A 10,806-nucleotide genomic window follows, 5' to 3' on the forward strand; every position below is an offset into this window, starting at 1 on the left:
TCCTATTTTTTTATCGTGCCATCTATTTTATTTTTGAATAAAAAGAGGTGATTAGTTTGAGATATAAGCTTTTGAAAATAGAGATTTCCGATTAACTCCCCTCTACCAGCCAAACTAAACAACAATATTTATATTTAATCAAGATAAATTTACTTGCATGAGTACATTCAGTAATTTCACTCTGAAACAGGAATATGACCGTTTGGTAGCTGCTGGTGACAAACTATCTGAAATTGATAAGTTGATCGACTGGAAAACATTTCGTCCCATTCTGGAATCAATGTATATCAACAGGACAGACAAAGGTGGTCGACCTGAAAATGATGTTATAATGATGTTCAAAATGCTTGTATTACAACAATGGCATGGCCTTTCTGATCCAGAACTTGAACGACAATGCATTGATCGCATTTCGTTCAGAAAATTCCTGGGGTTTCCAAAACGAATACCTGATGACACAACTGTATGGGCATTCAGGGATAGGATTACAAAATTGGAACTTGAAGAGCAAATCTGGGGAGAACTACAAAGACAGATCGATTGTAGAGGATTGGAAATTAAGAAGGGAATGATTCAGGATGCAACCTTTATTGTTGCAGAACCTGGACATGCCAATCAGGATAAGTTGAGAGGAGATGAAGCGAAAACAAGAAGAAGCAGGGATGGAAATTGGTCAAAAAAACATGGCAAATCATATTTTGGATACAAACTGCATACGATTATTGATAAGGAAAATGAATTGATTCGAAGGTTTGAAACGACTGTGGCATCAGTACATGATTCTCAAGTCGATCTGTCAGAAAAGGGAGAAGTTGTGTATAGGGATAAGGGATATTTTGGAGTTGAGGCAAAGGGATTTGCAGCAACGATGCAAAGAGCGGTGAGAGGTAAACCGTTGAATATCAGGCAGATTATGCGTAATGACAGGATTAGTGTAAAGAGGATGCCTTGTGAAAGGGTGTATGCGGTGACAAAAGGCGTCTTCAGAGCGGGAAAGGTGATGGTTACGACGGTTAAAAGAGTAAATCTGAAAATGATGATGACGGCGTTTTGTTTCAATTTGCATCAAATGAGGACATTAAAAAGAAAAAAGGTGATAGCCTGAGAGCGGAAGCTATCTAAAAATAAGCATAAATTTCAGGAAATTGCATGGAAAACAGGACAATAGAGCAATAATAGGAACAAAATTCATTCAAGTTAGGCAAGAGGAACGTTAATCAGAATCCTCAATATTAGCATGCCTTATAGTGGCAATCGCTTTAATCGGTGCAGGTTGCACCTCCCAGAGCGATGAAACTCCTGGTGAAGAGACTACAGAAGAACCAGTACGAATTGGAGTCGTCCAGTGGGATGACTCACGTGCAACTGGAAATGTATTTTTGCACATCCTTGATGAGGGAGGCTATGAATACGAAACTGTATCCGCTGATCTGGGTGGTCTGTATCAGGCAACTGCACAGGGTGATGTGGATGTCCTTATCCTTGCCTGGCTGCCGGCTACACAGGGTCCCTACTGGGAACAATACGGTGACAATCTGAATAAGGCACAGGTTGTAGCTACAGGTGCAAAATGTGGTCTTGGAGTTCCGGATTATGTTTATGACGCCGGCATTACTTCAATTGAGGATTTACAGGGCAATGCCAGCAAATTTGACGGCAAGATCACCGGTATTGAGCCGGGTGCGGGCATAATGCAAAATACTGAAACCGTTATGGAAGAGTATAATCTGGAAGAGTATGAGCTCTATTCCAGCAGTACTGTAGGAATGGCCACAACACTCCAGGATAAAGTTGACAATGAGGAATGGATTGTTGCAACCCTCTGGAGACCACACTGGACCTTTGCCCGCATGGAAGGGCTGAAATTCCTTGAGGACCCAAAGGGAATATATGGAGGAAGCGATGACCTGATTATTCTTACCAGAACCGGCTTTGCAGAAGACAGGCCCGAATTCTATCAGCTCATCCAGAATTTTGAGATGGACCTATCCGAAATCGAATCAATAATGATCGCTATCGATGAAGGAAAATCTCCTCAACAGGCTGCAGCCGACTGGCTCGCAGAGCATCCTGAGAAGTACGATGAAGTACTTGGCACTCAGTGAGGATAAACAATCCTCACTTCTTTTTTTCCGCAACCTTTAATAACTAGCATTCCCTCTAAAGTAATCCACATATTCAAATAATCAATATCATAGAGAGTGATAATTATGGGCAAAACCGGAAGTATTGAATGGGTAAAAATTAAGGGACGCAAAGGCAACACAATCAAAGTTAAAAAAGCCAAAGCTAACAAGGCACACACTGCACCTGCACAGAGATATTCTTCTGCAGGTACAAAGAGGAGATTCAAAAGAAGATCCCAGAAAGCCATTGTTCGCTGATTTTCTTTTTTTTATTATATTATTTTTTTGAATGTAATTTCCAATAGACTAAGGGATCTTCCATTGCAGCAACATTTATATAGAACCACAAACATGTACAAACGACCTGTATAATGCAGGGAATATCAATTTGATGTATATAATACGGAGGTAAAAGTAATGGCAGGACAGATGGCTGGCGGACAGCCAATTTTTATTTTAAGAGACGGAAATCAGAGAACCAGGGGCAGGGATGCCCAGAGCAACAACATAATGGCTGCAAAAGCTGTGGCTGAAGCTGTCAGGACTACACTCGGACCAAAGGGAATGGACAAGATGCTTGTAGACTCCCTTGGTGACGTAGTGATCACAAATGACGGTGCGACCATCCTCAAGGAAATGGATATCGAGCACCCTGCTGCCAAGATGATCGTGGAAGTTTCCAAAACCCAGGATGATGAAGTAGGAGATGGAACAACCACTGCTGCTGTAATCACCGGTGAATTGCTCAAAAAGGCAGAAGACATGATCGAGCAGGATGTACATCCAACAATCATCGCATCCGGATACAGGATGGCAGCTGAGAAAGCTGGCGAATTGCTCAAGGAACTTGCACAGAATGTTACAATCGATAACAAGGACACCCTGATAAACATCTCCAATACTGCCATGACAGGAAAGGGTGCAGAGGCTTCCAAAGATGTACTCAGCGAAATCGCCGTATCCGCTGTCGCAAGCATTGCAGACAAGACTGATAGCCAGACAATTGATATCGACAATATAAAGGTTGAAAAGAAGGTCGGTGGCAGTATAGAGGATTCAGAACTCATTGAAGGTATGATCCTTGACAAAGAGCGTGTACATTCCAACATGCCAAAGAAAGTCACCGATGCAAAGATTGCACTTATCAACAGTGCCATCGAACTCAAAGAAACTGAAGTCGACGCGGAAATATCCATCACCTCTCCTGACCAGCTCCAGTCTTTCCTTGATCAGGAAGAAAAGATGCTAAAAGGACTTGTAGACAAAATCGTCGCAAGCGGTGCAAACGTTGTCTTCTGCCAGAAAGGTATTGATGACATGGCGCAGCACTTCCTTGCCAAGGAAGGAATCTTTGCAGTCAGACGTGTCAAAAAGAGTGACATGGAAAAACTCGTACGTTCCACTGGTGGTAAACTGGTTACCAACATCGAGGAAATGACCGCAGATGATCTTGGAAAGACCGAAGTTGTGGAAGAAAGGAAGGTTGCTGGCGACAACATGGTCTTTATTACCGGCTGTGTCAACCCAAGATCCGTATCTATCCTCCTGCGCGGCGGAACCGAACATGTAGTCGACAATATTGAAAGAGCACTCCATGATGCTCTGCGCGTAGTCGGTGTAGCCATAGAGGATGAAAAACTCGTATCCGGCGGCGGCGGTCCAGAGGTAGAAGTGGCCCTCCAGCTGCAGGATTACGCGTCATCTCTCAGCGGCAGGGAACAGCTGGCAGTTAAAGCATTCGCAGAGTCCCTTGAAGTTATTCCAAGGACCCTTGCAGAAAACGCTGGTCTGGACCCAATCGACATGCTTGTAGAACTTCGCTCCCACCATGAAAAGGGCGCCAAGACCGCCGGTCTTGATGTCTACAGTGGAAAAGTCATTGATATGTGGGATGCAGGTGTCGTTGAACCCCTGAGAATAAAGACCCAGGCAATCAATGCTGCAGCAGAAGCATCCATAATGATCCTGAGGATCGACGATGTAATTGCATCCTCCAACCCATCCCCATCAAGCGGCGGTGGCGAAGGCGGCATGCCACCAGGAATGGGTGGCGGTGGAATGCCACCAGGAATGGGCGGCGGTGGAATGCCACCAGGAATGGGTGGAATGTAAAGTAAAGACAAGTATATGATGCATAGCTTTTCAAGGCTATGCATCAACTTCTTTTTTTGTCTATTTTTTCAGATAATAATTCAGATTCTACGTTATTATTTCTGGATTACTTGTAATCAAGACTATTCATGAGATCAATCACTGAGTGTAATTAATATATAAACACAATCAACTCTTTCCCCTTTCCCTTGCTATCCAAAGAGACACTCCAAATGCAATCAAAGTAAACATTCCACTAAAACCGGGAACTTTGTATGAAGATTGCCCCGGCTCATCAGTCTCTGCATCCTTCAGGTAATAGTAAATTTCACCTTCATCAGTATCGATATAAAAGGTAGTGACAGCGGGACCTGTTATGTAAGTCACAACCCAGAAAGGATGTGAATCCCGGAATACAACATGGATATCTACCGGAGACACCGACGAATTCATCTCCTTTGCAGCTATATGGAGTGCCTGTTCCTTATCCACGGATACCTGTAACTCATTGAATGTCTTGACCCAGCTGATATTGCCCTTTTGTTCCATGAACATAAGTTCCCTGAAAACATCCCTGTCGGCTACCAGATAAACCAGTGAAGAAGTCTGGTTCATGTCTGTAGGTGTTTCTTTCCATTTCCGTGGATCATAGGAGTTGATAAAAGAGACTATCGTATCATTATTTTCAGCCTCGGGATGAGCAGTGAAAAAATCATCCAGAGGACCTGATGGTTCAAAAGGAATCGTCTCATTCATCCCTATCTGCCGGACCCATACAATCTCTCTTTTCCATTTTTCGTCGCTTCCTTTACTTATTTCAAGAAATACTAGTTTTTTCGAACAATTTCCTTTTGGAATTATGTATTTGTATCTATGAGTACGGTTAATATATGCTATTTCATAATCACTGATCCCAAATGTATTTATAAAATCCATAATTTCTTGATTTTCTTCTATCAGATACATATGTTGTAAACGAAAGATTTCTGCTCTACTAAAACCATCTCCAGGAGGAGGAGTGAGATCTTCGGCAAACGCAGGCGTAACTACCAATGTTATTATAAGTAGATAGGCTATGATTAGTTCTATTTTTTTCATGCATACACCTAGGAAAAAGTGTAGATAAGATAGCTTCAATCGTTGAAATAAACACGAATAAACACAGAAGTTTCAGATCTGTGTTTATTCAAGATTTACTCTGCATTTTGACTATTATTAATTATACTTGTTCAACAATCCCAAATATTCTCTGTCAAAATCGAATTTGTAATGCAACAATCCGTCTCCACTGGGATCACTCGGATCAAGATCATCATCTGCGTCCTTTAGATTCCAGAAATACATGCTTGAGTAATTTTGGGAAATGTAGATGTCTGGATTGTCAAAGGATTTCCATGTTGGATCAGAGTGTATCCATTCCTGCCCATCCCAAATTTCTGCTATTTCATGTGCACTTCTGTTCCCTGAAGTGTTAGTCATATTCATATAGTACTGTTTGGAAGGTACTCCAAGCGCTCTATTAAATGCATTAAAAAGGGTAGCATACTCGTCACAAACACCAATATAGTACCCACTGGCATTTGTGTGACTAATTACCCATAAATCGGAAGCAGTATAACTTCTATTTATGACCATTTCTTCATCATAATGCATAACATCATAAACATAATCTGTAATTTGGTTTGCAGTATCATAGGGGGTTGTACTGTTATCCCCTGCAACTGCAGCTTCAAATATGATATTATAGCCTTCATTGAATGGGAAGTGGTAAATATCACTTGTATTCAGGTTCACTCCATTATCAGGATCAGCTAGATGATTTGCATCATTATTGTATTTTTCAATTCCATCATACGGCATCCATACAAAATGAGTAGATGTATCATCCGGATCAACCCGCACTTCAAGAGCAATAGGTTTTATACCTATGGAACTCTGCGTACTTGTTGGCTGGAAGGGAACAGTTACTGTCATGTTGGAACCTGGAGCCAGATTACTGAATGATTTGTAGTAACCATAGCCATCTTCTGCTGACCAGAAGAGAACTTTTCCGCTTGCAGTTGAGGTGCCGTAATTATGGATGGTAACGTAATTATTGAATGTGGTGTCCTGTACCCAATACCACTGATAAGTTATTTCCGTGATTTTTACATCAGGATCTGATCTTGTCTTATCTTCACTTTCAGACAGTTGCGTTGCCTTTGCAGGTATATTAATTGAAATCTGCCCGCCTGATTCGAATTTTGCTTTCGGGGATGTGGTTTCTTTAGGAATACTATTGAGTTCTTTTTTTTCCGATTCATTCAAGGCAATTATGAAAGGATTTGTTTTTTCGAGTTCCTCCGGCGACAGAGGTTCCTGTTTTACCTGAGGTTTATGTCCGTTGTATTCCGAAAGATCCATGGGTTTTACCCATTCTTCAAATTCCGGAATATCCGAAGTTTCATTCTCCATTTTACTGTCATTTACTGTGGCTGATACGGGTATCAGTGCCAGATTTACCAATAATATTGCTGCCAATACTATTGAGTATCCAATCTTTAAATTTCGCATTATTTCACCTCTTGTATTTAATCCCCGAGGCAAAGCTGCACTTATATACTGTTAACAGCAAACTTGAGCCTGCCTTTGGGCCAATGTGGAGTTCTGGTTGGTTAACATTCATTGGAACTCCACATTGTAAATTCTCATTCGACGTGATAGTATATATTATTTGCCCCAACTCAATTTAACTTGACATTTGGGTGTCCATCACTTCGATTACCAACTGAAATCGCTGAAACAGATATGTTCCTGAAAAACCAGAATATTTAAAAGCACCAGTGCTTCCCATCAGGTGCTACAAGATTGTCAAAGATACTACAAAAGATGAAAGATCGATTATCACAAAACGTAAAAGGTAAACGGTCTCTGTAGAAATTCTCGTTTAAATAATTACTGAAATAGAGATAGCCCTGTCTATATTATGGATTAATAATTTGAACTTGATCTCTTTCACCTGATTTCTTTATTTCCTTGCCCTCAGTTCTTCCCCATATTTCCTTTTCAAAACAGAAAACATCGTTTCTACCAGATTTCTGTAATGATAGATCTCTTCATCAAATTCATTTATCATTTTTCTACGGTATTTTCATTTGATCTTTTCATTTTTCTGCATCTTACAGGGATTATGCTGGCTGCTTTCAATTCTTCATTTATTAGAGCATGTATCTTCTCGGAATCATATCCTTTATCAATCAGCTTTTATCTTTTAGTGGCATTGTTTTAATAATTTTCTTGCATGTTTTGTATCATGTGCAAGATTTGTATAACTTCTTACCCATCAGTAGAATCTTCATATGAGTAAATAATGTAATATCCAATATATGACTGAACAAAGCTTTCAATCTATACTAACAGTAGAACCATTTTGTCTTATCTCTGTAACTGTCTCAACGACTACTCCTTTTTCTTCATCAATTAAGAAATCAATTATCTTGTTTCCTGATCTAATTCTTAAAGCAGGAGCACATCCTGGGCCGTCATAATCCTCTGGAGTTGGATGACAGGAATAAACCACACCCATAATTGTTCCTCCTTCCTGAATTACCTGTCTCGCACGGATGTCATTGAGTGCAATCTTGGCTATATTAGAAGGATCTGTTTTGAGCCATTCAGACTCCGATTCATCATAAGGTGGAAGTACTTCAATCGCAGAGTAATTAATATCTAAATCCTCCACTTCTTCATTTACAGATGTATCAACACCATTTGATATCTGAGAAGATTTTTCAACTGATTCAGGGCCTATACATCCAGCGAAGCTACTGATAAGCAAAAAAATAGTCAGACAAATAACATTAAATTTAATATTTTTAGTACAAACAAAATCTGTAAACAAGTTCTTTTCCTCCGATATTCTCTTTGTCTACTTTATTTTTTAATTTTATAATTATCAAAAATATAAGAGATGATGAAACTATTTTTATCTTCATTACCTTGAATATATTAATTTATTTTAAATTTATGTTCTCAATTTGACTTGAGATGATGAATAAATGACAACATCTAATCCATTAATGGCAGAAGGTATACCAGAACCATACTTTTCATCCCAATAAACGGTGATTGTATTATCATTCTCATCCTTGAACAACATATTGTAGAAAGTTGTATCACTTGGCAAGTCAGCGTTGTCATCTACATTATATGTTTCCAGTGTTGTGAAAACATCAAGATTTGTATCATCAGCATCTGTAGAGTATATGTACACAAAATTGTTGTCCGTAACATCTTCAAAGCCAATGTACCATCTATTATGGTAATCATCCCATAGCATAAGACCTTCAATCGTGTCACCAGCATCAACATTAATCCTATTGCTATGGAAATAAACACCATTTGCACCAGTCCATGATGCACCAGTCCATCGATCGCTACCTGCCTGATTCCACTCTAAGACAGGTTGAATGATCCCACTCTCTCCATAAGGTACAATTGCATTAAAAAGGAAGTTTATTGCATCATCGTCTGGGTTTGAAGGCTCTGAAGGAACGATCCAATCTGCTCTAAACATTGAAAGATCATCAACATTTCTATCGACTGAGTATTCAAGCCATCCAGTATAAGCTGGAATTGTTTCAGTTTTTTTATTGTCATCATTGATTACAGTGAGGATTTTTACTCCATTTTGGTAAACATTAGTAATGTTTTCTTTTGTACTAATCTCAGATCCAGATGGAACTTCAAACACATGTGTTGCTGCTTTCATTCCAGATGGTGTGGAAATATTACCAGTTTCTTCAGCAATTGCAAAGAAGGACTGTTTTCCCTCAGAATCAAAAACAGTCGTTCTTCCATCAGATGAATAGTGAACTATTGATCCATTTTGAATATTGTGCAATCCATTGTGGCTGTTAATACTAAATTCAGAAGTGATAACTTTCTTTTTGCCGGAATCATTGAATTTCAACAACGATCGCTGAAAATCGTTTTCTTCAGCTGCACATACTGCCGGTGTAAATGCAACGCCCAATATTAGCATTGCCACAAACAACGTTCCAAGTTTATTTTTGTTCATTTCTTCTTACCTCTTTCAATCTACCCCAGAGGCAAAGCTACGCTTATATACTGTAAACAACAAACTTGAGCCTGCCTCTGGGCCAATGTGGAGTTGTGGTTGGTTAATATTCATCGAAACTCCACATTGCAAATTCTCATTCGACGTAATGGTATATATTATTTGCCCTAATTCAATTTAACTTGATATATGGATGTTCATCACTTCAATTAACAACTGGAATCGCTGAAACAGATATATTCCTGAAAAACCAGAGTATTTGAAAGCGCCAGTGCTTCCCATCACGTACTACAAGATTGTCAAAACTACTACAAAAGATGAAATGATCCATAAAGTGAATTTGATTAGTCGAGTAGGATTACTGTTGTGTGTGGAATGCCGGTTTGTAAGCAACAATAACAATATTATAACGCCGGGATCGATTATCACAAAACGTAAAAGGTAAACATTGATTTTGTACTGAATCTTTATTTGTAAGAGTAATGCCTACCGGGCAATGGTCAGAACTTTAGATTTTTACTATCATTCATAGACATCCCATTTATGCTTCTTTTCTAGTGATTTCAATCATCACCGGATATTCGGCTTCAACCGAGAGCTCTCCCTTCAAATGTTAGAGAAACTTCGGCTCTATAGAATTCCTTTCTTATCACAGTCTCTTTGTACTTTTCAATAAGTCGAATCTTCGGAGATTTTTATAGTATTATCCTGTAGCTTGACCATATAGTAATAAAGTATTGCACCTATAAAATTCAAGAAAATTAGGACGATTGACCAGATTAACTTCTCATATTCTCCTGCTCGCGGAAATTTTTCTGTGCTTCGTTGAAGGCAGTCAGATAACATGAAAAGCCAGAAAACAATAGCTATTGCACCTACACCCCATAGTAGTTGACCCATATAAAATGCTACTGTGATTATTATTACAAATATAATTCCGATGATTATCCATTCGATTGTATTCTTGTTCAAATTACCATCTCCATATCATTCATAGATATAATGGCTCTGTAGAAATCCTCATTTGAATAATTACTGAAATAGAAGTTGCCCTGTCTATATTATGGATTAATAATTTGAACTTGACCTCTTTTGCCTGATTTCTGTATTTTGTTGCCTTCAGTTCTTCCCCATATTTCCTTTTCAAAACAGAAAACATCGTCTCTACCAGGTTTCTGTAATGGTAGACATTTTCATCAAACTCATCTCTCATTTTACGACGGTATACCATTAAATCACAGATTTAATGGGAGTTCCAGATATTCAATCTGGAACATTTCCCTTTGATCTTCTTCCTTTTTCTGTATCTTACAGGTATGATGGCTTCTGCTTTCAATTCTTCATTGATTAGAGTATGTATCTTCTCAGAATCATATCCTTTATCCATCAGATAACAATCAGCTTTTCTCCTTTTGTGACATTGTCTAAGTAATGACGATGCATGTTTTGCATCATGCACTGGTTTACCTGAAATCTTAAAACCAGTTACAATGAACTTCTCAACGTCAACAGCTATACTTGTTTTCAGAT

9 protein-coding genes and 2 pseudogenes are annotated in these 10,806 nt (G+C 39.1%); 4 read left to right on the forward strand and 7 right to left on the reverse strand.

The window, feature by feature from the left end; genetic code table 11:
* The first annotated feature begins 157 nt into the window (after positions 1 to 157).
* From CP947_RS07430 to thsA, 4 genes are all read left to right on the forward strand, one after another.
* Positions 158 to 1,105, forward strand: coding sequence for an IS5 family transposase (locus CP947_RS07430; RefSeq protein WP_096712586.1), 948 nt, complete (start codon positions 158 to 160; stop codon positions 1,103 to 1,105).
* A gap of 142 nt (positions 1,106 to 1,247) precedes the next feature.
* Positions 1,248 to 2,105, forward strand: a complete 858-nt coding sequence (locus CP947_RS07435) for a glycine betaine ABC transporter substrate-binding protein (RefSeq protein WP_164909083.1) — start codon at positions 1,248 to 1,250, stop codon at positions 2,103 to 2,105.
* Positions 2,106 to 2,210: 105 nt separating this feature from the next.
* Positions 2,211 to 2,384 carry a DUF5350 family protein gene (locus CP947_RS10555; RefSeq protein ID WP_013036811.1) on the forward strand — a complete coding sequence of 58 codons (174 nt, stop codon included), beginning with the start codon at positions 2,211 to 2,213 and terminating at the stop codon, positions 2,382 to 2,384.
* Positions 2,385 to 2,543: 159 nt separating this feature from the next.
* On the forward strand, positions 2,544 to 4,238 hold the full coding sequence (thsA, locus tag CP947_RS07440) for a thermosome subunit alpha (RefSeq protein WP_096712588.1): 1,695 nt from the start codon (positions 2,544 to 2,546) through the stop codon (positions 4,236 to 4,238).
* Positions 4,239 to 4,406: 168 nt separating this feature from the next.
* On the opposite strand, the gene CP947_RS07445 is transcribed toward thsA, so the two are convergent.
* The 7 genes and pseudogenes from CP947_RS07445 to CP947_RS07475 all read right to left on the reverse strand — a co-directional run.
* Positions 4,407 to 5,315 (reverse strand): hypothetical protein, encoded by a 909-nt coding sequence (locus tag CP947_RS07445; RefSeq protein ID WP_096712589.1) that lies wholly within the window; start codon positions 5,313 to 5,315, stop codon positions 4,407 to 4,409.
* 117 nt (positions 5,316 to 5,432) lie between these two features.
* Entirely contained in the window at positions 5,433 to 6,770 is a 1,338-nt protein-coding gene (locus tag CP947_RS07450) for a transglutaminase-like domain-containing protein (protein ID WP_096712590.1), read from the reverse strand.
* Between the two features lie 373 nt (positions 6,771 to 7,143).
* Positions 7,144 to 7,512 (reverse strand): annotated as a pseudogene (locus CP947_RS07455) (transposase); the annotation flags it as partial.
* Between the two features lie 87 nt (positions 7,513 to 7,599).
* Entirely contained in the window at positions 7,600 to 8,097 is a 498-nt protein-coding gene (locus tag CP947_RS07460; RefSeq protein WP_241646061.1) for a hypothetical protein, read from the reverse strand.
* Positions 8,098 to 8,220: 123 nt separating this feature from the next.
* Entirely contained in the window at positions 8,221 to 9,276 is a 1,056-nt protein-coding gene (locus tag CP947_RS07465; protein ID WP_096712591.1) for a hypothetical protein, read from the reverse strand.
* A 669-nt stretch (positions 9,277 to 9,945) separates the two neighbouring features.
* On the reverse strand, positions 9,946 to 10,176 hold the full coding sequence (locus tag CP947_RS10790; RefSeq protein WP_258082576.1) for a PLD nuclease N-terminal domain-containing protein: 231 nt from the start codon (positions 10,174 to 10,176) through the stop codon (positions 9,946 to 9,948).
* A 91-nt stretch (positions 10,177 to 10,267) separates the two neighbouring features.
* Positions 10,268 to 10,806 (reverse strand): annotated as a pseudogene (locus tag CP947_RS07475) (transposase); the annotation flags it as partial.

The organism is Methanohalophilus euhalobius, from assembly GCF_900215215.1.
GTDB classification, from domain to species: Archaea; Halobacteriota; Methanosarcinia; order Methanosarcinales; family Methanosarcinaceae; genus Methanohalophilus; species Methanohalophilus euhalobius.

Coding starts and splice junctions, on each gene's coding strand:
- CP947_RS07445 (WP_096712589.1), bottom strand. CDS start 5,315: ATGAAAAAAATAGAACTAATCATAGCCTATCTACTTATAATAACATTG.
- CP947_RS07465 (WP_096712591.1), bottom strand. CDS start 9,276: ATGAACAAAAATAAACTTGGAACGTTGTTTGTGGCAATGCTAATATTG.
- CP947_RS10790 (WP_258082576.1), bottom strand. CDS start 10,176: ATGGGTCAACTACTATGGGGTGTAGGTGCAATAGCTATTGTTTTCTGG.
- CP947_RS10555 (WP_013036811.1), top strand. CDS start 2,211: ATGGGCAAAACCGGAAGTATTGAATGGGTAAAAATTAAGGGACGCAAA.
- CP947_RS07450 (WP_096712590.1), bottom strand. CDS start 6,770: ATGCGAAATTTAAAGATTGGATACTCAATAGTATTGGCAGCAATATTA.
- CP947_RS07430 (WP_096712586.1), top strand. CDS start 158: ATGAGTACATTCAGTAATTTCACTCTGAAACAGGAATATGACCGTTTG.
- thsA (WP_096712588.1), top strand. CDS start 2,544: ATGGCAGGACAGATGGCTGGCGGACAGCCAATTTTTATTTTAAGAGAC.